Raw genomic sequence first — 21,891 nt, forward strand, 5'->3', positions numbered from 1 at the left:
ATGGACAAGACCTGGAATAACAATGCCTGGTTCCTCGTGCTCCCCGTTCTGGTGCTGGTGGCGTTCTCGGCCATCATTCCGCTGATGACCGTGGTCAACTATTCGGTGCAGGATACCTTCGGCAACAACGAGTTCTTCTGGGCCGGCCTCGATTGGTTCGAGGATACCCTCCACTCCGAGCGGTTCTGGGCCGCGCTTTGGCGTAACCTTCTGTTCTCCGCCATCATCCTCGCCATCCAAATTCCGCTCGGAATATTCATCGCCCTCAACATGCCCAAACGCGGCTGGGGCGTGCCCGTCTGCCTTGTCCTGATGGCCTTGCCGCTGTTGATCCCGTGGAACGTCGTCGGCACCATCTGGCAGGTGTTCGGCCGCGTGGACATCGGCCTGCTCGGCCGGACGCTGGCCGCCATGGGCATCGACTACAACTATGTGCAGGACCCGCTCGACGCCTGGATCACCGTTGTGGTCATGGACGTTTGGCATTGGACCAGCCTTGTCGTGCTGCTTTGCTACGCCGGGCTCGCCTCCATTCCCGATGCCTACTACCAGGCCGCCCGCATCGATGGTGCGTCCCGCTGGAGCGTGTTCCGCTTCATCCAATTGCCCAAGATGCAGCGCGTGCTGCTGATCGCCGTGCTGCTGCGCTTCATGGACAGCTTCATGATCTACACCGAGCCCTTCGTCGTCACCGGCGGCGGCCCCGGCAATGAAACGACCTTCCTGTCGATCGACCTCGTCAAGATGGCAATCGGCCAGTTCGACGTCGGTCCAGCGGCTGCGATGTCGCTGATCTACTTCCTGATCGTGCTGCTCTTGAGCTGGGTGTTCTACACCGTGATGACCAATTACGGGCAGGGGGACGAGCGATGACCGACCCCGACATGACCGCCGGCATGGTCACCCCAGGTGCCGCCACCATCGCACAACCCCGCCAGGCCGCCGCCCTCAATCGCACGCGCAGCAGCGTCCGGCTGGGCTGGCTGGTACCCACGCTTTACATCATCTTCCTGCTGCTGCCGATCTACTGGCTCATCAACATGAGCTTCAAGACCAATCAGGAAATCACCGGCGCCTTCACCCTTTGGCCGCGCGACTTCACCCTGCGCAACTACACCGTGATCTTCACCGACCCAAGCTGGTACTCCGGCTACATCAATTCCATCATCTACGTGGTGATGAACACCGTCATCTCGCTCCTCGTGGCCCTGCCGGCCGCCTATGCCTTTTCGCGCTACCGCTTCGTGGGCGACAAGCACCTGTTCTTCTGGCTGCTGACCAACCGCATGGCGCCGCCGGCCGTGTTCGCGCTGCCGTTCTTCCAACTCTATTCGGCGTTCGGGCTGATTGACACGCACCTTGCGGTAGCGCTCGCCCATTGCCTGTTCAACGTGCCGCTGGCGGTGTGGATTCTGGAAGGTTTCATGAGCGGCGTGCCCAAGGAGGTCGATGAAACGGCCTATATTGATGGCTATTCCTTCCCGCTATTCTTCGTGCGCATCTTCATGCCGCTGATTGCCTCGGGCATTGGGGTCGCGGCCTTCTTCTGCTTCATGTTCTCCTGGGTGGAACTCCTCTTGGCCCGCACGCTCACTACGACGGACGCCAAGCCGATTTCGGCCATCATGACGCGCACGGTTTCAGCTTCTGGACTCGACTGGGGCGTGCTGGCGGCCGCGGGCGTGCTGACCATCATCCCGGGAGCGCTCGTGATCTATTTCGTTCGCAACTATATTGCCAAGGGCTTCGCCCTGGGCCGGGTGTGAGGGGAGGGCGCCATGGATTTTGCTTGGATGGCATGGACCTGGCCTACCGCCGCCTTCTTCGGCACGATCTTCCTCATGCTTGTTGGCATGGCGATCTGGGAGTGGCGTGTGCCCGGCGGCAGCCCTCGGGTCGGCATCCTGCGCTTCGAGACGACACGAGGCGACCGCCTCTTCATCTCGCTGCTCGGCAGCGCCTTCATCAATCTTGCCTGGCTGGGTCTGGTAGGGCCCCAGCTGTGGTGGAGTCTCGCCCTGTCGGTGGTCTACGCCATCTGCGTGTTCCGCTTTGTCTAGGGCAACATAGGTCGGGATAGGCGTGGCGCGAAAGCTGCTCCATCCCGTTTTCGAGAAGTTGAATTTCAAGGGAGGATTGGAATGAAACGGCAATTGTTGACATCGACAGCGGCGCTGCTCGCGCTGCTGGTGGCGAGCCCGGCCGGGGCACAAAGCATGGAAGAGGGTATCAAGTTCCTCGAAGCCGAAATCGGCGACATGTCTGCCCTGAGCCGGGAGGAGCAGGAAGCCGAGCTCCAATGGTTCATGGATGCCGCGGCCCCGTTCGTGGGCATGGACATCAAGGTGGTCTCCGAAACCATCACCACGCATGAATATGAATCCAAGGTACTCGCCCCTGCCTTTACCGCGCTCACCGGCATCCGCGTCACCCACGACCTGATCGGTGAGGGTGACGTGGTGGAAAAGCTCCAGACCCAGATGCAATCGGGCGAAAACATCTACGACGCCTATGTCAACGATTCCGACCTGATCGGCACGCACTGGCGCTACAAGCAGGCGCGCAGCCTTACCGACTGGATGGCCGGCGAGGGCGCTTCCGTCACCAACCCCAACCTCAAGCTCGATGATTTCATCGGCATCGACTTCACCACTGCACCGGACGGCGAGCTCTACCAACTGCCCGACCAGCAGTTCGCCAACCTTTACTGGTTCCGCTACGATTGGTTCAACGATCCCGCCATCCAGACGGAGTTCAAGGAGAAATACGGCTACGATCTGGGCGTGCCGGTCAATTGGAGCGCCTACGAGGACATCGCCGAATTCTTCACCGGCCGCGACATGGGCGAGGGCCCGGTCTTCGGCCATATGGACTATGGCAAAAAGGACCCATCGCTCGGCTGGCGCTTCACTGATGCTTGGCTCTCCATGGCCGGCAATGGCGACAAAGGTATTCCCAATGGCCTCCCCGTCGACGAATGGGGCATCAAAGTCGATGAGAATTCGCGGCCAGTCGGCTCCTGCGTTGCCCGTGGCGGCGATACCAATGGACCGGCTTCCGTCTATGCCATCACCAAATATCTGGAATGGCTCAACGCCTACGCACCGCCCGAAGCCCAGGGCATGACCTTCTCGGAATCCGGCCCCGTGCCGAGCCAGGGCAAGATCGCCCAGCAGATGTTCATGTACACCACCTTCACGGCCGATCTGGTCAAGGAAGGCCTGCCGGTGATGAACGAGGACGGCACGCCAAAATGGCGCTTCGCTCCCTCGCCCCATGGCGTTTACTGGCAAGATGGCATGAAGTTGGGCTATCAGGACGTGGGCTCCTGGACCATTCTGGAATCCACTCCGGTCGATCGCGCCCAGGCGGCCTGGCTCTACGCCCAGTTCGTCTCCTCGCAAACGGTGGACGTCAAGAAGTCCCATGTGGGTCTAACCTTCGTGCGCGAATCCACTATCCGCCACGATAGCTTCACCGAGCGCGCCCCGGCATTGGGCGGACTTGTCGAGTTCTACCGCTCGCCAGCCCGCGTCCAGTGGTCACCCACCGGCACCAACGTTCCTGACTACCCCAAGCTGGCGCAACTCTGGTGGCAGGCCATTGGCGATGCGTCCTCCGGTGCCAAGACCCCACAGGAGGCCATGGACTCTCTCTGCGCCGAGCAGGAAAGCGTCATGGAACGCCTTGAACGCGCCGGAGTGCAGGGCGACATCGGACCCAAGCTCGCCGAAGAGCACGACCTCGCCTTCTGGAACGAAGACGCCATCGCCAAGGGAAATCTGGCTCCCCAACTCGCCATAGAGAACGAGGACGAAGAGCCCATGACCGTCAACTACGACGAACTGGTGAAAAGCTGGGCCGACGCCAACGCTTCGGCCGGCAACTAACCCAGACACAGTGCCGGATCACCCAGGTCCGGCACTGCCCCTTCGTACAGGGGCACGTTGGACTTACGCCCCGCCACAAATGAAGGGTGGCTTCGCGTCAAAGCATGTAGACGGGAGTAGGAAGCACTCGGTGGCACCATACCCCACTTGCTCGCTCACGGGATGTACGCCATCGACACTCAGCCGCGATCTTGCTTCGTCTTAGCCTTCGGACAATCACCCCGGTGGAATATTCAGCGAGCCGGCCATGACATTTCGCGGATCGTATGTACTCTTGATGCGGCGGAGCTTCTCGAAGATGCGGTCACGATAGGCAGTACGTACCCCGGTTGCGCTCTCGTCCTCCGTGATGAAGTTGAGATAGGCGCTTCCGGACGTAAAGGGGCGAACGCGCTCAAGTGCGCTGCGGGCCCAACCAACATGGGAAGCGTCCTCAGCCGGATCCGTCCACGCCCCTTGAAAGACCATTCCATACTGCGCTGAGCGAATGCCGACGGCGGTTGATTCCGGATCGATCCGCGCCGGGGCACCTCCGAGATGCATGCACAATATCGCGGAAAACGGCGAGGCGATTTCAGTCGCCGACTCGATCAGCTTCTCCGCAACACCATCCGATATCTCTTCGGCATCGCCCGACTTCCAATAATACCGGCGGCCAAAAGGCTGACCACCATCCAGGAAGGCCAATCCCGTACCAGATGTGGGTTCGCCTCACTTCTCGGATCAGATGCGCTGCCCATCGTGCAAGCGCCGCGGTATGAACCTATGGCTTATCCCCAGGGTCGTGGTGCGAGAGCCGGACGTGCCGAGCAATCCAAACTTTCGCGTCATCGATCATGGCCAGACCTTTCCCTATGCGTTCGACGTGATCGCCACGGCTAACAACCTCATGGTCGCCCGTGGCGCCTATGTCGCCGCTGCATTGTTCTACCCCAACCGCTGGATAACTTTGATGCAGGGTGCCTTTGTGATGAACGATAGCAAGCAAGAGGGCCCGCCAAAGCCGATAGGCGCCGACGAATACGCCGCGATGCGCGAAGCGGAGCTTAGCCTGGCTAATGTTCGCGGCCCTGCTAAAGCGAGTTGATCAGCGGCTTCTTGGTATCGGTGCCGTCATACCGGCTGTTGTTCACCTCACGGCCGACGCGGTGAAACTCCAACTGGCTATCGATCTGAGCGCCGAGCAGCAGCGCCTTGGCGTCGGTGCCCTGGTCCTCGCCAGACAGCCAGCGTTCGTATGTATCCGGCCCGATGATCACCGGCATGCGGGTATGGATCTGCTCGATCTCTGGCACGGCCGGCGCCGTGATGATCGTGCAACTAGTCACACCCAGATTGTCGTTGCGCGCCCAGATGCCGGCGAAGCTGAAACCCTCGCCATCCGGCAGCTGCAGCAGCCATGGGTCTTTCTTCCCGTCATCCTCGTTCGTGGTCCATTCGAAATAGCCATCGGCCGGGATGAGGCAGCGCCGGGACTTGAACCCCTCACGGAACGCCCCTGACGTGTCCACCGTCTCGATGCGGGCGTTGAACATGGCTGCTTTCGGCAGTTCCTTGGCGAAGAACGGCACCAGCCACCAGCGGCCCCGGTCGAGCTCCATGTTCCCGGCTTTGTCGAGGTGCACGAAATCCACGTCCTGCGTCGGCGCGATGTTGTATCGCGGCTGCATATTGTGCGGTGCGACGGGGAACAACTCATCGCTAAGCTTGTACAGCGCGTGGAGCTCTGACCAGGTCATCTCGTTGGTGAAGCGACCGCACATTCAATCATAGCCCTCCTCGTCCCGTAGCTTTCCCCACTCGTCCCGCCAGATCTCACGATCCTGAATGGAGATAACGATGCGGTTAAACGCCCAGAGTGAGCACAACGTTTCCGCCCGCTCAAGCGCCTCTGGAACGGAGTATAGGCCCTCAAGTGCGGATTTTACCTTGTCGCCCTGAGTAATCCAGTCTGGCCAGTAGATGGATGCTAACACCTCGCCGTAATCAATGCCCAATGCATCGAAGGCCTTCTCGTCTGATCCGATACCGACAATGATTGCGTCCAAGGCGATCTCGTCGTCGTCGGCCGTCCACTGGTAAGGTGTCATCGAATAGCAGTGTACGGGGGCTTTTGGCTGCTTATGGTTCATCTTGGAAACGAGCCTAGACAAACAATACAACATACCCACTCAGCAGGATTGCTGCGGCTGTGAGTCCAAAGCTCCTGGTCACCCATCTGTGCTTGGATGCGCATATCTTGGCTAAAACAAAGCAGTGGGCGGAACGGGCTTGTCGAATGTCATTTTCTGATGTCGCAGCGAGCGCCGCCAAGTACGCTGCAGCAGAGTCAAACTTCGAAACGGATGGCCAGGAAACCACTCCGTCCTGGTAGGTTTTCCATGTTCGTGGCACCACAACCACCAAAGCGGCGGCGCCGGCAGAGACCAACAGGATCAATGCTACGAGTGTAGGCCAGAATCCATGGTGAGGGGCACCTTGCTGTAGTGAGTCCCTGACGTTTTGATGGGTGGCCAGATAGCCTAATACAGCGGCGCATACTCCGAAGGCGACCGACGCTTTGGTGTCCGCCAAAGCTATATAGTGGTCGATGTAGGGCGCCTGGAACTCAGCGAGCTGCGCGTGTTCTGCTCTAAGATTTTGGTTCAAACTTGGGGGTCTCATATCGAGCACTGTAACGAAAGAAGCGATAGGGGGCGCCCGTTGCCTCGTATGTCCAACCGGTATCACTCGTCTTTAGCCAAGTGAATTGCTTCGCTTGTGCGGGAAGTTCTCGCTGAACATTCTCACCGAGCAACAACTCGTTCTCGTCCGCGAAAGATAACATTTTGGCTGCCAAGTTAGCTGTTGTTCCTATCGCGACCACTGCATTGAACCTCCGTGCTGCGCCGACCCGAGCGACAGTTATCCAGCCATCGTCAAGACAGATGCGGAAATCTAGGGGCACGAGGCGCCAAACACGAGCGCTGATGTCGTCTAGCAGGATTTTAGCTTTGAAGATCGACAGTGAGGCGCACAGGCCTCTCACCGGTCCGCTCATGTCACCCTCAGTTACGAAGTAGGCCATGAGCCCGTCACCGGTATTCTTCTCAATAGTCCCGCCTAGCTCTTCAATCACCCGGATCATCTCAGAAAAATAAAGACTCAACACCCTGAGATTATCGTCTTGCTCTAACTCGCTTTCGGAGGCTCGCTGCGAAGAACCGCAGATGTCGATGAACATAACTGTTGCTTTGACCCGTTTGCCGGCACCAATGCGCAATGTATCCGCCTCAGGGATAAAGTCCGCCTCCGGTGGAACGCCCTCGCGCTTCTCGATTCTGACTGCATTATCGAAGATGCGTGCATTCTGTTTTTGGCTGTAACCAAAGTCATAATTGAACGCCATTAAGGGATTCTTTAGAATACGTAAGCTTTGGGCAGCGGTCGCGATGCAGCATGATCGCCATATTCCACGCCAAGAGCAACATCGAAGTACTCTCGCCGGGTCGATGTGAGTGTTGCGCCGCTATCTGTTCAGCCGGCCGGCGAGAATAGGGGCGATTCTGCATGCTCTTGATTTGGACCTACTTTCACTAGCTCACCTCATCCACACAGCTTCACGCCACTCATCAATTACGGGCAACGTGTTGATTGCTTCGATCAGTGCCGATTGCGGCACATGGGTGTAGCGCCGGCTCATGTTGTCCGCGGCGTGGCCGAGGATCTGGTCCTTGATGTGCGGATGGACACTTGCGATCACCAACTGCGTCGAGACGGTGTGGCGAGCCGTGTAGAGCGAGACGTCCTTGATTCCCGACCTCTCCCGTGCGCCCGCAATGGCTGACCGCAACTGTCCGCCGCCACCTTCGCGCGGCCGGTAGGGCAGACCACGAATGGTGCGGAACATCACCCCACCATTCCCACGCAGCCGCTCTAGCAGTGGCACCAAAAAGTCGTGGATCGGCACACCTCGAGGCTCGCCAGTTTTAGAACTGAGAACGGTAATCCATCGGTTACTGATGTCGACGTGCTCGGAACGTAGTGCGAAGAGTTCGATAGGCCGCATGCCGGTGTAGAACAGCGTTGCCAGCAATTCAGCTGGGGCAGGGGACATGTGCCGAATGAACGCCCAGGCGTGCTCATATGTCACCGCCTGTGTGCCGGCCCTGGTGATGGGTTTGATAGCGAGCGTGCCCTTCGGCTTCCGAGGCCGGCGCCAAGTGCGTGCTGCCGTCCATTCGTTGCCGACTGCGTGGTTCCAAACCGCGATGAATGGGGTGTACGCCTGTCGGTTTTGGGTCTCTCTACTCGTGTGGCCATAAAGCTCACGCGCAGTTTCATCGAGGTCGGTCTGACGGATGTCGTTCAGCTTCCGCTTGCCCAGTTTGCTGGTTAGGGCACCCAGGTAGGTTCGTTGCCCTCCGTGGGCCGCGTAATCGTCACAGGCTTGGGCGAACGTATGGTCCTGTATTCCCCGCTCCACCTGACGCTCTATCTCCCGCAGCACCACCCGAGCGCGAGCGCGATCTTTGGTCTTGGTGCTCACAAAGATCTCGTCACCGTACATCGTGCCCCGCGCGTACCAGTAGCCGCCTCGCGCCACGAGCTTCAAATCTCCACGTCGCTCGACGGTGACGCGGGTCACTTCAGGGATCTTTCGTATGCCTCTTTGCCCGCATCCGTAATCGCGAGCCAGCTATGCCGGCGGGTGCCGAGTTCCTCGATGTACCCGCGTGAGTACAGGAGGCACCGAGTGCTTTCTCCCGCGCCAATGACGTCGTAGATCGGGATTTCAGCGCCATCCAAGGGATACAGCTGCCGCAGAACTTTCAATTCTAGAATGCCGAGCTTGGACTTGAGTTTCTTCTCGCTGGTTTCGAGAAATCGGAACGGAAGAAGCGGGGAATCCAGCGAGGGGTTCTCATTCGGAGGCGGCGCCTTCGGTGCCCTAGGCCCTTTGCGCTTCTGCATACTAGGCGCGCTCTCAGCGAGGGTGATGACCCTTGACCCACTGTAGCCTCCGTTCGCCGACTTGGCGAGAGACGCACCCTCGGCGGTGAGTGTCAGTAGTTCGCCGTCGTCCACAATCAGCTCGCGGCTTGCCAGGCTTTCTCTGCTGACCGGGCCTGCACCCTCTAATGTGCTAGCCGGCGCAGTCCCTCCTCTGCGGTAGAGCGACAGCAAGAGGGTGCGCTCCCAAGCTGTGAGTTCCGTTCTAGCCCGCTCCTCGGCAGAGATTGGCTCAAAGTCGAAGTCCCATTCGTCGTCTTCAGGTTCCTCGCCATCGGCCACGAGGGCGTGCATTGCTGCTTCAACCTCAGTTCTGAGCCAAATGCGTCGAGAGTAAATTCGGCGCGGATTTGGCATCATTCCGTCTGCCACCATGCGGTCGAACGTCGTGGGAGACACACCGACGACCTCGGCAGCCATAACTCGTGACAAACCAATGGGTGGAAGCGAAGCGGGCAGGGAGCTAACACGGGGCTTGCTCATCGGCTGGCCATGAGCGTCAGCGCTATGACATCGGTAGCCGCAGTTGATGTAGCGGGCGGGGTGTCTGCAATGGGATATGGAATGACTGTCATGCTCGCGATGTAGAATCGCAGTGATGCGCTTGCAATATAGATTCGCTTTTGTTGCAGCAAATAACGCTGCAATATGCCTTTTCGCATAATACATCATATGGCGGTGCGGTTATATTCTGTTGTTTCTTCCACTGCTGACTTGCGTCGATGAAATGCCGCAAAGTCAAGACGCGAAAACGCAAAGACGCTGCCCGTGGGGGCAGTTTCTTGCTTTGTGATATCTTTGGTGGGCGTATTTTGGTCAGTGGGTGTGAGAACCCTGACCACGATAGACCGCTAGACCCTTGCCGGGGTCACATCTCCCTTGCCGGGGAGAGGCGGTCGAAGCGAGCGCCTTATTGGCGACTCATGCTGACGAGCTTAGCGGCCCGTTGCGAACCTGGCTATTTAGGCCGGGGGCGACGGTTATGTCCAGATCAATTCGGTAACTCCGAAGAAGATTAAAGCCCGTCGACCAGTCTCGTTGGCTGGTTCTCACCCCCCGGTCTGTCAGCCACGTTACGGTTGGTATCGCGGCTGTGAGAAGCCAATCAACGAAAGAACCAAAATGAACACCACCAGAAACGATCCGGCTGCACCCTTGGTCGCCGTAAAAGCAATCCTTCGCATCCCCGGCGAGCCCGACCGCGCGACTTTCGCATATGTGCCGCTAGAGGTCGCGCAGCGCCAAGGTTGGTCGCTAGCGTAGCCGCCTAGCGTACGCCCGGCTGGCCACCCTTGAGGCGCAACCCAATCCCTCCCGTCGGCCGGCCGCCTAGCACTTAACGTCAATTGAAGGTTCGGTCTCGAACTGTCATTCCCCCAGAATGAAGCACACGCCAAGACCGAGCCTTCGACCCCAATCACCAAAAATTATCCGGCCGCCATCTTTCGCTGGCGCAGCTACACTGAGACGCTAGACGCCTCACAACCTCGCCATACTATCAAGGCGATGCTGTGGGCTTGCGAGCAGTGGCTCGGGCAGAATGTCGATGACCTAGACTCCGATACTGGTCTGCGTGTGAGCGAAATCAAGGCTGAGCTTGAAGCTTGGCTCGAGGAGCATGGGCAGGGTTTGCAGTATTGAGAACGAATTGGCACTCGCAGAGGCGATCCGTGCGCCGGGCGTGTGACACGGAATCAACAGAACCACTCGGAATAGATTGCTCGAATGCCTCTAAACCGGCGGATTCCGTGGGATTTTGCGTCAAAACCTCGCAATGAACCGGAACATTTGATAATCGAAGCCGCGTTCCAATTTAGCGAGCTGTTGAACGATGACCGATTTTCCAGTTTTCACTGAAATCATTGAGCTTTTCGGCGTTGAAAAATGTCCGGTCTTCCCAACGAGCGACAGTACTTTCCCAATCTCGGTACGTTACCGTGTTTTCGGGCATGAAAAAAGCCGCCCCGGAGGGCGGCCTGGAAGCTCAAGATTGTCGGTGCATCACCCGGGCAGCAAACCGGCGACCTCGGATCTTCTGAATAGGGTGATGGGGATATCCCTGAGATCGACCGGTCTGATCCCTTCACCATGCAACCGTTGAACGATCGCACGGGGTTGAACGCGGAGTAGCCTCGCCAACTTCGTGCCGGTGATGAACTCGGCCTGAAACCGATCGAGTTCGCTGACGGGGATGGTAGCGCGTGAACGCCCGGTCGCAGGGTCCACTCGTTCTTCATAGTGGACCAAGCCGCCAGGCGAGGCCAGGCGGTGTGCAGCCACCGATCCGATGCCGCAGTGGCGGGCGAATTCACTTCTGGTCATGGACTCGCTTTCACGGTCGGCGGCAGTATTGCGCCGATGGTCAGATTGGAGGAGCGCGGCTACCTCGGCGATATCGACAAGGATGGAGGCGTAAGGCTTCGCACCGGCCAGCTTGCCGACCCAGATACGCCCCGAGAATACAGCATCGTGGATCGCCAGGAACGAGCCGGTTGACCTGCGGACCATTCCCCGGATGGTGGTCTTGCCGGAAGGGGTGTCGCTACACTCGATTGCGTCTGCAAGGCAGGCGTCGAGCATGCCAGCCACATGATCCCTTCGCAGCCAGTTCCAAGTGCCTTGCTTCTGAACCTTCCGAACAACCGGAACCAAGCGGGAATGCTCGATAAGGTTGGCCATCTGCAGTTCGGTCATGCCTGCTTCGCGAGCCGCCTGCCAAACGGGCACGATGCCGCCATCCAAAGAGATCCACTCGGAAAGACGTGCCTCGTTCACCAGGTTTGGCTTGCTTGGATGGGTCGCTCCAGCTTCGGTAGCAAATGCGCAGACAGTAGCACCACCGAAGCCCAGGTTGAGGCCGGCCTGCTGGACCGGGCGCCATCGAGGTTGCCCGTCAATGCTAGGGTTTGCGCGCGAGCTATAGCGGTTCTGCCTGGATGCCTGCACCACCGCCTGCCGGACGTGCATGAAGGCGGGTTCGGAACTGTTGTCCATCAGCATGTACCATACTTTCCTCATGGCCCTCCTGACCGGCACGTTCCCCTTGAAATGGGTCTCCTCCATCAGCCGGTTCATCTCGGCGGCAATGGCGTCCTGTCCCCCGGCCAGGATCTGCAGACCCGCGCTGCGGATCTTGTTGAGCTCCAGTCTGTCCAGGTTGCGCAGGTTCTCCTTGCCCTCCATCAGGCTCCAGTTGCCGAAATTGCCGGTCAGCTTGAGGACCTGGTTGAGCGGCACACCGTGGAGCGCATCAATGGACTGCGGCAGTCCATCGAAGCGTTCGCGCACGAAGACGTCGATCGGTGACGGGTTCATCGGCTTTGACATGGCCGTCAGCAGGGGCAGCCGACCGGGGATGTCCATGGTAACCAGCGACGTATCGTGGCGGCCATATCGCCATTCGTCCCGCCCGGCAAAGACCAGGCTGCTGCGGTGGTGCACGCAGCCCGCGATGGCGCTGATGATGGAATCACGGCAGATCGCAATAGCGGCTTCCGGAGGCAGGTGCGGGGCGGCGGCCAGATCCGCGGCGATGCAAGCGGGGCAGACCCACAGGTCGACGCGGTCGAGGTAAGCCGTGGACAACACCTGGCCATCGATATGGAACCGGCCTCCGGATCGTACAGGGCTATGTCCGAGGTCTTCGATGGGGGTCTCCGTCAGATCGGCGAGAGCTTGCAGCTGGTCTGCCTTGCCGGCGGAGATACCGTCGAAGTTCAGCTCGAAGTCGGCACAGAACTGCCTCGCATTGGTGTAGCGCAGCCAAGCTGCCAGGCGCGAAACGTAACTGGCGGCCAGTTCGAGCGGACGAAGGCGTGGGGCGAGAGGGCTCGTGAAAATGCTCATCGGCTTGCCGCCTTCCATGTTGCGAGATCGGTTTCGAGCGTGACCTGCATCAGCCGGGTTCGGTCCGTGGTGTGCCACCCACCGACGATGAACGGATTCTGGTCGTCCGGCGCCTCGGTGGCGATGCGGTATCGGGCGGCGAAATCGGCTTCCTGAACCGCACGCTTTCCATCGTACCAGGCACGCATCACACTTGCCTGGCAGAGCTCGAAGGCCAGACCGCGTGCATGGTCCGTGGCGTGGATGAGCCGCTTGAAGAACTCATCCCCTGCGGCACCGTTCTCGATCCCGGCATCCTTGCAGTAGGCGTCCAACGCCGAGGCGAGACGCGTGAACTCCTCTTCGCTTCCCTGGGCCATGGGCTCGATGCGGACGGGGGTGATCTTCTCGTTGAGGAACGCATGGGCGGGTTCGTCCATCCTGCGGGCGAGCTCGGGCAATCCTGTCAGGATAACCGGCACCGGCCAGGCTGCGTGATCGAGCAGGTGGCGCACGAAACCCAAGGTGGCAACCACCACGTCGTCCCGCCGGCCAGCCGCCACGCCGCTCGGGGCAAAAGCGTACTGGAACTCGTCGAGCGTAAACAGGGTGGGCATGTGCACAGGCAGCTGGGTGTCGATGCGGTTGAACGCTGCCGCCACCGGCAGAAGGCGCTTGGTACCCGTTCCTCCCATCATGGCCTTGAGGACGGAGTTGAACAGCAGACCGTTGCTGAACACGGAGGCGCATTCGACATAAAAGGGGCGGTGTCGGATCACGGTCCCGTCAACGGCGGTCAGCTCGTCCAAGCCGTTGGCCACCTGCTGCGCAAGCTCGGTCTTGCCGTGACGGGTGGGGGCCGTGATCATCACGGCCCGGCACTTGGCGCGATTGCCCTCGCCCCACGATTCCGAATTGTCCTGGCGGACCGCGACCGAGCGAACGATCTCCTTCACCGCAGCGGTGACCGAGTCCAGTTCGGGCGTGGGGAAGAAATGACCTTCCATGGCCTCGAGAACTGCCAGATCGGAATTGCGGTCGTGGCTCATCATGAACGATCCTTCTTGGGACGGTTGCGCTTCAAGGGCGCCGGGGCTTCCGGTCGTGCGACGGGCTCATGGCCCGGCATCGCAGCAGACGTGTTCGAGGGCGGCGGCGACTGTGGGGCGATCGCCTGGGTGGAAGGGGCCGAGCGCGTGTGAACGGAACCCAGCAACGACGAGTCCTTGGTGAGGGCCTTTTCGTCTCCCGTGGGGTCGCGATCATAAAGGACGAACACCCGCAGCTGCGTTTCGATGTTGTCGATCATGGCGGCGGTCCACTGGACATTCTCGAGCTTGAAGTAGTCCTCGGCCCGCTTTGCCGCCCGCTCGATGTCGAGCAGCGCCGGCGCGATGAACCGTTCAAAGTCGAGGCGGGCTTGGTCACCGTAGCGACGGGCCAGTTCCGCATTCTTGGCAACCCATTCGTCAAGCGTGACGCCTTCGAGTTCCCGGGGCCCGGGAATAGTGGTCCAGTCCTGACCCAGCAGAACCGAGATGCGTCCGAGATTCTGCTCATCGACCTTGATCGCGACCATCTGGGGTCCCCCGGCGGCCATGACGATATCCAGCCAGCCGGAATGATAGATGATGTTCATGAACCGGATGCCGGCCCGGGTGAGCTTGCGCTGAAGCACGATGCCGAAAGCAACCCGGATCTCGTCGTCCGTGGGCGCAGCCTTGGACTGGAGACGACCGCTGATCGCCTCGAACTGCCGGGCAGAGGACAGCAGGACCTTGCTGCGGGGACGATAGTGGAGCACGTCGACCACATAGCGGACGAGCAGCTTCATGAACTGGTCCACGAAGACGCTGGCGCGGTCTTGCGGATCCTGCTCATCCCTGCCGCGGGAACGGATACTGCTGCCGGTCCTGCCCGTGATCCTGGTGATGAAGTCAACGTCCATCGTGCGGAAAATGCGCTCGATCTTGCCGCGCAGGTTTGCACGACCGGCAGCCGTGAAGGTCAGGCGATCCACCAGGGCATATGCCGAACTCATGAACATGGAACTGCGGTAAGCCCCGCCCGAGTCCGACTTCACCTCCTCGATGCCGATGCGCATGTCCCACGGGGCGGTGCATCCTGCCGCCTTGGCGATGGCGGTCTTGTCCGACATGGCCATGCGAAGAGCGGCGGTGGTCAGTTCCGCATTCTCGACAAGACCGTGCTTCAGGCCCACGATTGCGCCCGTAGCCGACTCAACTACCGCCGCCAGCACAAGGCGCTGCTCCAGTTCCTTCTTATTGAAGAGCTGCTGCGCCTTTTCGGAAAGCAGGCTGAAGACATGGGTGCTCCAGCAGTCGTGGAGTGTCATCTCCCCGATCCGCTTGTAGGATGGTCCCTTGCCGACGTGCCTTAATTCCTGCACCATCCGCTTCTTGCCCAATCGCCCACCAAGGACGACCGAGGCCGGCAGCTCGTCGATGGCCTTGGCCACGCCGTATTCGGTGGCCAGGGGGATGTGGTGGTCCTCGCCCAACACCGCGTTAAGGGCCATGATGTCGATATTGATGCGCTCGCAGACGCTACGCAGCGTAGGGTTCTTCTCGCTGGCATAGCTCTCGACCCGTTGTTGGATCTGGGTCCAGGTGCGTTCGTCGATCGACTTGCCTCCGTCGCTGTGCCCGTGGGTGTTGGGCACCAGCTTCCAGAAGTCGCGTCCGGACTCCACCCATTCCAGGTAGAGCTTGAGCAGCGTCTTGGCGCATGGCCGGAGGCGGTCGCGATCCACGTCGCCGCTTTGCGCCTTCTTGCCCGGCGTGATGCTGGCGAACTTCTTCTTGCGACGAACCTTTCCATGGTCGAAGTTGGTTTCGTCATTATGCTTTTGCCACAGGCCGGCAACGTAGTCGGCCTTGGTCTTGATCAGGTCATGGATCTTGCCGCGGCTGAGCTTTTCAAGCTCTCCGTCCTCGAGAGCCTGATCCACGACCTCCATCCAGAACGACCTGATATATGCAGTGTCACGCTGCCCTGGCGTCAACGACGACAGTGCAGCGAACGACTGGATCTCGGACACGAGCACAACGCGAGTCTCTTCCTTGAGGCTGGCGTATTCCTCCGAGGTGAGGATGCGGTTCCTGTAAGGCCGGTCCTTGCTCTGGAGCTCCCACCCGATACCCGGCAACGGATTCGCGGCGCGCCAGGGGAAGCCGTCGATGACCACGTCAACGTAAGGGGTGATCTCGCGGAAACGGATCGGATTCTTCTTGTCGGCCTTCACTGCTGCTCTCCTTGGGTTGTCCCACCGATGATCATGGTGGTGTCGTCGATCTCGCCGGGTTCCACCTGGCGAAGCGCGCCCTCGAAAATTAGGAGGGCAACGGTTCGGAAGACCGCCTTCGATCCGCCCCAGGGCTTGGCGAAATCATCGATCGGGAGAGGGATGACGAGGCTGCGGGCAGCGCGCAGCAGTTCGCCGTAGCAATGCCAATGGCGATCGTTCCTGACCGAATGGAACAGCCGGAAATTGGCAAGGGCCCATTGCGGCAGGTCCCGCTCGGTGACGAGCTGCACACGATCCGCGTCCTCCACCGGCATCTGGTTGAGCACCAGGGCGTTAAGCGCATCGGTGCGGAGCTTTACGGACCGGGCGAAGGGCTTCACCGCAACGACCGTCTTGGTCCGGTCGGCATACTGGATGCGCTGGTCAAAGACGGTGTATGTGCGCTTGCCTTCCGGCTTGAGATACCAGACGGGGCCGTACTGGGGCTCGATGCGGATGACGTTGGGGTCGGACAGGTAGCGAAGCGAAACGTTGAGCTCGAGCTGCCCCTCGGCTTCCTTGGCCAGGAAGTCGATCGGGTCGATGTAGTAGCAGGTCGAGCGTCCGGACGACTTCTCCGGTGGCTCGGGAATATTCCTGGCAGGCTTGTAGTCGGCAGGCGTCTCCGGCTTGGTATGTCTGGCAGGCTCTGACATCCGCACGGTCGAGTGGTCAGGGCCGTTTGCGGGGTCCCACACGGGTACGTCGCGGGTCTTGCGCGGATCGGTCTTGGGGGCATCCTTCCCGGTTCTCCGGGACTTCGGCTGGTTAAGTACTGCGATGTTCATCTGGCGCTCCGGACATGGTGGATCGTTCCCCGGCAGGCAGACCGGGAATCTTGATCGGTTTTTGGGTGGGGACGCCCTTTGCGGTCGCTGCCGAATAGGGTAGGATTCACGTGTCTGACGCGTGTCTCCTGGCCTGTTCGGGCGAGGCGGTAGGCTTCCCTGGAGCGTGGAAGGATCGGTAAGACGGTCCTTTCACGCTCCTTGAGGGGTCAGCTGCGGGTAGCCACGGGCAAGGACCCGTTCCGCCCGGCCCAGCGCTCGATCGGCGACTTCAACCCGAGCGCGGACGACGGGCGACGGTGGTACCAGTAGAGAACCTGGTCGATGACGCTTTCCAGCACCAGCCGGCTATCAGCAGCGCCATAGATCCCTTCCCATCCTGAGGCCTCTTCGAAGGCGACGACCGCACGGGTCTGCCGACCGATCTCCCTTGCCGCCCGCTCCAATGAGAGCCGGTCCGCCCATCCATGATCGGGTGACACGCTGCGGCGGTTGGAGCGGCGCTTGATCTCGGCAGCAAGGGCTTCCGGCTCGAACTCGCCACAGGCGATGTCGACCGCTGCAGTTTCCGGCACGTGCAAGGCGCCCAAGGCGTCCAACGCCGTGCAGGCTGCGTCGTCGAGATCGACGGGGTGAGGCAAGACCCTGAAGCTGGGAACAAGACCGCTGACGGGTTCGAAAGCCAGGATCAGCGACCAGGCATCAGGATCATCCGTAAACTCGAGCGCGACGGGCACGATCGCGATCTCCGCACAACCGCCCTTGAGCGACGAGGTCGGGTTGCGGGCGGATACCAGGATGGAGGTAGGGGAGAGGTCGATAACTGCGGCACACATGTCGTGATCCTTTCGGTTGCTGAAGGCGAAGGGCCGGTCGGGGCGTCCTCCAGTGTTGCCGACCTAGGCACATCGGACGTCGATTGCAAGCGGAGAATTTCAGTTAACATATTGATATACAACGACAATCATCAATCGTGAAACGGTCAGTCTTTCCAATGGACCTGGAGCGGGAGCTCCGGAGAATGACGCCTTTTCCACGTACGGTGGAAATCAGGAAAGCTGCCGCGACACTACTTCCATCAACATTGGAAGCGGTGTCGGGCGCGACGCCCTGATTTTTCCGGTTCTGGTGACTTTCATCCCCGACCCGCATGATGAATCCGAGACAAAGGAGACCATCATGGTGCAAAAATACATCAGTGTTCGCGATGAAGCTCGCGAGCGGTTCAAGCGGGAATGCAAACGCGACAGGACGATTCTCAAGGACGCCGATGCGTTCTGGCAGGAACTACATAATTGCGTCATCGACAGTTTCGATCGTGACGCAACAGATCAGGAACTGGCGCTTATCCTGGTGTGGAAGCCGAACATTCTCGACATGACACCTTCCGCGATTGGACAACCGGACAGCAACAAGATGCGCGACTACATCATGGACGGAATGCTGCAGTCGATTTACGACGAACTGTTCGAGGAACTGTCGCCCAAGCTCAAGGACACATACGAGGCTGCCAGCCCTCGCATCTGACAAAGCGCTTCATCGTTCCTCAAGCTTCCTGCTGCATGTTCCCCCTGAAACGGGGGTTCAATTGGAAGACGCACCTGCACCGAAGACGTTGAAGCTGGACATGAGCGACCTGGAGTTTCTGGTGCAGCTTGGCCAGCAGCTCCGCGAAGTGAAAGCCCAACAGCTGGACGCCCGAGACTACGGTCAACCGGAACGGCCCCGACTTACGGCGGGGCGTTTCGCTGACAGCATGGACGTTGTTTCCACCACCGTGAAGAACACGCTAGTTCGAATAGAGAAGTCCTTGGAGACCTACCTTGTCCCACGCATCGACAAGGGAGCTCCGAAGGTCAATCGCCGCAAGGTTCGGTCGAACTACCCTGAAGACACCGCAAGACATGGCGGTGAACGGGGTAAGGGGAGGATTGACCCCGAGTTGACGCTGGATGGAGAGATTTGGGCCCTCTACGCGGACATGGTCCTCCGGCTGCACGCCTTGACGAAACGGGCCACCGCGCCATACCCGAAAACGCCATCAAGCGAAGCAACCAAACAGTTCACCATGCGGCGGGGCTTTGGGGCAGTTGCGCGCACCCCGCAGCCGGTGCGTCCTTCCGAAGCAAGCCGAGCCAGGTTCCTGATTTGGTTACAGCATCAACATGACCTCGTCGTACAAGCAGAGGACTTCCTGCGGAACAACCGTTATGCCAAGCCGTCCCACTTGGAACGGCTGGTCCCGGGTTACCAGGCCGCTCCCGATGAGGAACCCCTTTGGGACCCTGATGACCTGGTGCAAGAGTATGATTGGGACGAGGCGACCCAGGACGAGCACAGAGGGTGACCAGCTCGTTGGAAAGCAGGTCCGTTTCAGGTTGCGGTTCGGCGGCCCCCATCCACCGCGGCAAGATGATTGCATGTAATTTCGCGGCATCTGGGGCTATCCTTCAACTCAGCACAGATGCGAATAGCGTCAGGATGCTGGTGACCACCGGTTCGCCGGTGTCGGTAATCTTCATCAGGTGCAGTCATCACCTGACCGGGCCTGCCAACCGTGCGATTGAAACGGGATAACGTTGTCGTCGTGAACCTCGGCCAGGCCTGCCTCCATCTCCGCGGCACGCATTGCGGAACGCCCGATCGCCACGAGCGCGCCGGCAGCCGCGTCCTCGTAGCACTTGTCTCCAAGCTCCAGGCGCACCTGCACCAGCCGGGTGAGCACCCGCACCAGCAACAGCTCATCCATTGCCTGTCTCCCGCTGGATATCTCGGGGTGGGTTCTGCCCCATTATTTCCAGGAACCGGTCCGTACCGACGTGGCGCCGCTCGACCAGTTCTTCGGCCAGTGCCTCGATGCGTTCTCTGTTGTCACGCATCAGTCCGACTGCCCGGGCGTAAAGCCGTTGCAATTCCTTCTCCACTTCCCTTGCGATATCAGGGTGGGCCGCCAGAGCGAGTGGGACCTCGTCCCGGGAGGCACGATAAATGAGACTGCTTCCCAGCCCGGTACCCAGATGAAGGAGGCCGATCGCCCTGGTAGCGGACGCGAGATCGCTCTGCGGACCCCCGCCGCTACCGGTGCCAACTTCCCCCGAAAAAATTACCTCTTCAGCGGCCCGGCCCGCCAATGTCTGCACGACCATCCGTTCCATTTCGGCCCGCGTCGGAGCCCGGCCATCGTGCTCGATCTCGGTGTAGCCACCGATAGCTCCGTTCGGCACGATCGATACAGCACTGACCCGGCCCAGCCCGGTAGTATGCGCGGCGACAGCGTGACCGGATTCATGAACCGCTATCCGCCAGACAAGGTCAGGTGCTCGGTCCTCTGCCGGTGCTATCACCGCCAGCAGATCCGCCATCAGCATGGGTCGCTGAGCTATACGAGCTCGGCGCCTGGCCGCCCTGACCCACTCGACCACTGTAGCGCCCGTTCCCCCGTTTGCGAGACGGGCCGCATTGGCGAGATCCTCTCCAACAAGGTCCTCACCAAGGTGTTGCCGAAGGATGCCGGCAAGGGCCTCCTCGTCTGGTGCACCTACCTCGAGGATGCGGCTGAATCTCCCTGGCCGAGTCAAAGCGCTATCGAGAGCCTCCGGATGATTAGTTGCGCCAACAACTATGAGCTTTTCGGTCTTGCCGGAAACGGCACCATCCAATGTCGTCAAGAGGTGCGTTATGACGGGAAGCCACCAATCGGCTCCCCTGGGAGAAATTTTTGCCCGTGATGGCACGGAATCGAGTTCATCTAGGAAAATTATTGCTGGTGAAACGGATCTGGCGGCGGCGAACGTCTCGTCGATCTTCTTGACGATGCTGTCCAGATAGCCGGGGCTGCTGGCGAACCACTCCCCGACAGATGTCGCGATGAGCGGCAGGCCGGTGCTCTTTGCCAAGCTCCTCATCAGCGCAGTTTTTCCGACCCCCGGTGGACCGGCGATCACGCAGGAAGCACTGCTGATATCGCCGAATTTTATCTCGCCGCGGCGCCATGCTTCGAGGTCGTCGATGAGCTCGAGCGCCCAAGATTTCGCCGGTCCCATGCCATGAAGATCGGCGACATGCGGAATGTCGTCTCCCGAAAAATCGATCGGCTTCTTGGCCCTGGATGCCCGCCGCAGACGATCGACGCATTCCGCAGCGGTGCTCCCGCGGCGGATGCATGAAACGATCTCGTCGAAATTCAGCCCGCGGCCCAGATCGGCAGGCATCTCTATCGGCAGGTTCCCGGTAACCGCCTTGATTACCTTGCTGATGACGTCACCGCTGATTGCCGGCAGAACAACCAACTTGTCGGCGGCACTCAGCATGGCAGCGGGCAGCAATTCCGCAGGCTGGTGGGAGACCCCGAACACCCGCCCGCCTGTGGCCAGGGCTTCCACTACTTTCTCCGAGGTGTCGTCGTCCTGGCGGAAGCGTTTGACGGCGTTCCGCTGGATGAAGTAGTCCCAATCGCCAAGCCGCTTCACCGCCTTGTAAATCTGGACGACCCAGTCGGGCCCGGGTGCCTGCACCACCAGGCAGTAGCCTTTGCGATCCGAGATTTCGCGGATGCCTTGGGTACCCACGACGCTCTCCAGAAGAGCGAGCGGCAAGCTCCGCACGGCGTCACCGAGCGGCTCAACGCCGATATCCGCGTAATCGACGTCGTCTTCGTACTCGTCGTTGTTTGCCATTGGCTCGCTCCGATTGTTGAAAGCCATCCATTCAGGGTTCGGACGGCGGGGATTTCGCCGCCACACGAGTTTCCGGCCTGCTAGTTGGGTAGGCCTTGGAGGGTCACCGGACCGAGCTCGTAGAATCGGGACAGGGTCCGCACCCAGCGGCGCCCGGGATCGATCGCGAAGAGCTCGGAGGTGACAGCCGACCGGCCATCGCCGATGTCGGGATGATTGAACACGGTACCTCCCAGACAGGGTCGAGGCCGCTGCACGAATGACCACGAGCGAAGCAACGGAGCGTCCCGGAGTTCGGATGAGGCCGGATGATTTCCCGCCGCCAACCTGCGCAGATCGGCAGCCAGCCGTTCCAGTGTTTCGGCGGTGGCGAGGGGATCGCACCCCAGGAAGTCGCTAGTGTGTTTCATGGC

The 21,891-nt window shown here is 60.2% G+C and carries 22 protein-coding genes; 7 read left to right on the top strand and 15 right to left on the bottom strand.

The genetic code is table 11. The features are described 5' to 3' along the window. The 4 genes from C8264_RS18060 (at position 1) to C8264_RS18075 (ending at position 3,890) form a co-directional block, all read left to right on the top strand. Positions 1-873 (top strand): carbohydrate ABC transporter permease, encoded by an 873-nt coding sequence (locus C8264_RS18060; RefSeq protein WP_108462383.1) that lies wholly within the window; start codon positions 1-3, stop codon positions 871-873. 23 nt (positions 874-896) lie between these two features. Continuing rightward, positions 897-1,766 (top strand): carbohydrate ABC transporter permease, encoded by an 870-nt coding sequence (locus tag C8264_RS18065; protein ID WP_245893369.1) that lies wholly within the window; start codon positions 897-899, stop codon positions 1,764-1,766. A 12-nt stretch (positions 1,767-1,778) separates the two neighbouring features. Beyond that, entirely contained in the window at positions 1,779-2,060 is a 282-nt protein-coding gene (locus C8264_RS18070) for a DUF2160 domain-containing protein (protein ID WP_108462384.1), read from the top strand. A gap of 81 nt (positions 2,061-2,141) precedes the next feature. Beyond that, positions 2,142-3,890 (top strand): ABC transporter substrate-binding protein, encoded by a 1,749-nt coding sequence (locus C8264_RS18075; RefSeq protein ID WP_108462385.1) that lies wholly within the window; start codon positions 2,142-2,144, stop codon positions 3,888-3,890. Positions 3,891-4,106: 216 nt separating this feature from the next. Here the strand turns inward: C8264_RS18075 and C8264_RS18080 are convergent, their stop codons facing one another. After that, positions 4,107-4,577 carry a BBE domain-containing protein gene (locus C8264_RS18080; protein ID WP_108462386.1) on the bottom strand — a complete coding sequence of 157 codons (471 nt, stop codon included), beginning with the start codon at positions 4,575-4,577 and terminating at the stop codon, positions 4,107-4,109. A gap of 70 nt (positions 4,578-4,647) precedes the next feature. On the opposite strand from C8264_RS18080, the gene C8264_RS18085 reads away from it, so the two are divergent. Next, positions 4,648-4,977 carry a hypothetical protein gene (locus C8264_RS18085; protein ID WP_108462387.1) on the top strand — a complete coding sequence of 110 codons (330 nt, stop codon included), beginning with the start codon at positions 4,648-4,650 and terminating at the stop codon, positions 4,975-4,977. Here C8264_RS18085 and C8264_RS18090 read toward each other — a convergent pair. From C8264_RS18090 to C8264_RS18135, 11 genes are all read right to left on the bottom strand, one after another. Then, positions 4,964-5,653 carry an SOS response-associated peptidase gene (locus C8264_RS18090; protein ID WP_108462388.1) on the bottom strand — a complete coding sequence of 230 codons (690 nt, stop codon included), beginning with the start codon at positions 5,651-5,653 and terminating at the stop codon, positions 4,964-4,966. The genes C8264_RS18085 and C8264_RS18090 overlap by 14 nt on opposite strands. After that, complete coding sequence (locus C8264_RS18095; RefSeq protein WP_162783748.1) at positions 5,654-5,938, bottom strand: hypothetical protein; 285 nt, start codon at positions 5,936-5,938, stop codon at positions 5,654-5,656. It abuts the gene before it with no gap. A gap of 97 nt (positions 5,939-6,035) precedes the next feature. After that, complete coding sequence (locus tag C8264_RS22985) at positions 6,036-6,554, bottom strand: Pycsar system effector family protein (protein WP_425430695.1); 519 nt, start codon at positions 6,552-6,554, stop codon at positions 6,036-6,038. Further along, entirely contained in the window at positions 6,523-7,278 is a 756-nt protein-coding gene (locus C8264_RS18100; RefSeq protein ID WP_108462390.1) for an adenylate/guanylate cyclase domain-containing protein, read from the bottom strand. The genes C8264_RS22985 and C8264_RS18100 overlap by 32 nt, the downstream gene beginning before the upstream one ends. A gap of 192 nt (positions 7,279-7,470) precedes the next feature. Next, positions 7,471-8,517 carry a tyrosine-type recombinase/integrase gene (locus C8264_RS18105; protein WP_162783749.1) on the bottom strand — a complete coding sequence of 349 codons (1,047 nt, stop codon included), beginning with the start codon at positions 8,515-8,517 and terminating at the stop codon, positions 7,471-7,473. After that, entirely contained in the window at positions 8,514-9,302 is a 789-nt protein-coding gene (locus C8264_RS18110; protein ID WP_162783750.1) for a helix-turn-helix transcriptional regulator, read from the bottom strand. Before C8264_RS18110 ends, C8264_RS18105 begins: the two co-directional genes overlap by 4 nt. 1,581 nt (positions 9,303-10,883) lie before the next feature. Then, positions 10,884-12,728, bottom strand: coding sequence for a TniQ family protein (locus tag C8264_RS18115; RefSeq protein WP_162783751.1), 1,845 nt, complete (start codon positions 12,726-12,728; stop codon positions 10,884-10,886). Further along, entirely contained in the window at positions 12,725-13,759 is a 1,035-nt protein-coding gene (locus C8264_RS18120; RefSeq protein ID WP_108462394.1) for an ATP-binding protein, read from the bottom strand. The genes C8264_RS18115 and C8264_RS18120 overlap by 4 nt, the downstream gene beginning before the upstream one ends. Further along, entirely contained in the window at positions 13,756-15,972 is a 2,217-nt protein-coding gene (locus C8264_RS18125) for a Mu transposase C-terminal domain-containing protein (RefSeq protein WP_108462395.1), read from the bottom strand. Before C8264_RS18125 ends, C8264_RS18120 begins: the two co-directional genes overlap by 4 nt. Next, positions 15,969-16,802, bottom strand: coding sequence for a hypothetical protein (locus C8264_RS18130; RefSeq protein ID WP_108462396.1), 834 nt, complete (start codon positions 16,800-16,802; stop codon positions 15,969-15,971). The genes C8264_RS18125 and C8264_RS18130 overlap by 4 nt, the downstream gene beginning before the upstream one ends. A gap of 209 nt (positions 16,803-17,011) precedes the next feature. Next, positions 17,012-17,638 carry a hypothetical protein gene (locus C8264_RS18135; protein ID WP_108462397.1) on the bottom strand — a complete coding sequence of 209 codons (627 nt, stop codon included), beginning with the start codon at positions 17,636-17,638 and terminating at the stop codon, positions 17,012-17,014. A 343-nt stretch (positions 17,639-17,981) separates the two neighbouring features. Between C8264_RS18135 and C8264_RS18140 the strand changes: the two genes are divergently transcribed. After that, on the top strand, positions 17,982-18,329 hold the full coding sequence (locus tag C8264_RS18140) for a hypothetical protein (RefSeq protein ID WP_162783752.1): 348 nt from the start codon (positions 17,982-17,984) through the stop codon (positions 18,327-18,329). Between the two features lie 100 nt (positions 18,330-18,429). Next, positions 18,430-19,149: a hypothetical protein gene (locus C8264_RS18145; protein WP_162783753.1), complete on the top strand. Its 720-nt coding sequence runs from the start codon at positions 18,430-18,432 to the stop codon at positions 19,147-19,149. A 174-nt stretch (positions 19,150-19,323) separates the two neighbouring features. Here C8264_RS18145 and C8264_RS18150 read toward each other — a convergent pair whose 3' ends face one another. From C8264_RS18150 to C8264_RS22855, 3 genes are all read right to left on the bottom strand, one after another. Continuing rightward, complete coding sequence (locus C8264_RS18150) at positions 19,324-19,551, bottom strand: hypothetical protein (RefSeq protein WP_108462400.1); 228 nt, start codon at positions 19,549-19,551, stop codon at positions 19,324-19,326. Beyond that, positions 19,544-21,478 carry an AAA family ATPase gene (locus C8264_RS18155; protein WP_162783754.1) on the bottom strand — a complete coding sequence of 645 codons (1,935 nt, stop codon included), beginning with the start codon at positions 21,476-21,478 and terminating at the stop codon, positions 19,544-19,546. The genes C8264_RS18150 and C8264_RS18155 overlap by 8 nt, the downstream gene beginning before the upstream one ends. An 80-nt stretch (positions 21,479-21,558) precedes the next feature. Then, positions 21,559-21,888 carry a DUF6634 family protein gene (locus C8264_RS22855; protein WP_108462402.1) on the bottom strand — a complete coding sequence of 110 codons (330 nt, stop codon included), beginning with the start codon at positions 21,886-21,888 and terminating at the stop codon, positions 21,559-21,561. Positions 21,889-21,891: the final 3 nt, after the last annotated feature.

Source organism: Devosia naphthalenivorans (genome assembly GCF_003056355.1).
Lineage (GTDB): Bacteria > Pseudomonadota > Alphaproteobacteria > Rhizobiales > Devosiaceae > Devosia > Devosia naphthalenivorans.

Bases quoted from the DNA above. Each gene is read 5' to 3' on its own strand.
- C8264_RS18060 (WP_108462383.1), top strand. From the start codon at position 1: ATGGACAAGACCTGGAATAACAATGCCTGGTTCCTCGTGCTCCCCGTT.
- C8264_RS22985 (WP_425430695.1), bottom strand. From the start codon at position 6,554: ATGAGACCCCCAAGTTTGAACCAAAATCTTAGAGCAGAACACGCGCAG.
- C8264_RS18070 (WP_108462384.1), top strand. From the start codon at position 1,779: ATGGATTTTGCTTGGATGGCATGGACCTGGCCTACCGCCGCCTTCTTC.
- C8264_RS18090 (WP_108462388.1), bottom strand. From the start codon at position 5,653: ATGTGCGGTCGCTTCACCAACGAGATGACCTGGTCAGAGCTCCACGCG.
- C8264_RS18140 (WP_162783752.1), top strand. From the start codon at position 17,982: ATGGTGCAAAAATACATCAGTGTTCGCGATGAAGCTCGCGAGCGGTTC.
- C8264_RS18075 (WP_108462385.1), top strand. From the start codon at position 2,142: ATGAAACGGCAATTGTTGACATCGACAGCGGCGCTGCTCGCGCTGCTG.
- C8264_RS18110 (WP_162783750.1), bottom strand. From the start codon at position 9,302: ATGGCTGCCGAGGTCGTCGGTGTGTCTCCCACGACGTTCGACCGCATG.
- C8264_RS18065 (WP_245893369.1), top strand. From the start codon at position 897: ATGGTCACCCCAGGTGCCGCCACCATCGCACAACCCCGCCAGGCCGCC.
- C8264_RS18145 (WP_162783753.1), top strand. From the start codon at position 18,430: ATGAGCGACCTGGAGTTTCTGGTGCAGCTTGGCCAGCAGCTCCGCGAA.
- C8264_RS18100 (WP_108462390.1), bottom strand. From the start codon at position 7,278: ATGGCGTTCAATTATGACTTTGGTTACAGCCAAAAACAGAATGCACGC.
- C8264_RS18085 (WP_108462387.1), top strand. From the start codon at position 4,648: ATGAACCTATGGCTTATCCCCAGGGTCGTGGTGCGAGAGCCGGACGTG.
- C8264_RS18115 (WP_162783751.1), bottom strand. From the start codon at position 12,728: ATGAGCATTTTCACGAGCCCTCTCGCCCCACGCCTTCGTCCGCTCGAA.
- C8264_RS18155 (WP_162783754.1), bottom strand. From the start codon at position 21,478: ATGGCAAACAACGACGAGTACGAAGACGACGTCGATTACGCGGATATC.
- C8264_RS18120 (WP_108462394.1), bottom strand. From the start codon at position 13,759: ATGATGAGCCACGACCGCAATTCCGATCTGGCAGTTCTCGAGGCCATG.
- C8264_RS22855 (WP_108462402.1), bottom strand. From the start codon at position 21,888: ATGAAACACACTAGCGACTTCCTGGGGTGCGATCCCCTCGCCACCGCC.
- C8264_RS18135 (WP_108462397.1), bottom strand. From the start codon at position 17,638: ATGTGTGCCGCAGTTATCGACCTCTCCCCTACCTCCATCCTGGTATCC.
- C8264_RS18130 (WP_108462396.1), bottom strand. From the start codon at position 16,802: ATGAACATCGCAGTACTTAACCAGCCGAAGTCCCGGAGAACCGGGAAG.
- C8264_RS18150 (WP_108462400.1), bottom strand. From the start codon at position 19,551: ATGGATGAGCTGTTGCTGGTGCGGGTGCTCACCCGGCTGGTGCAGGTG.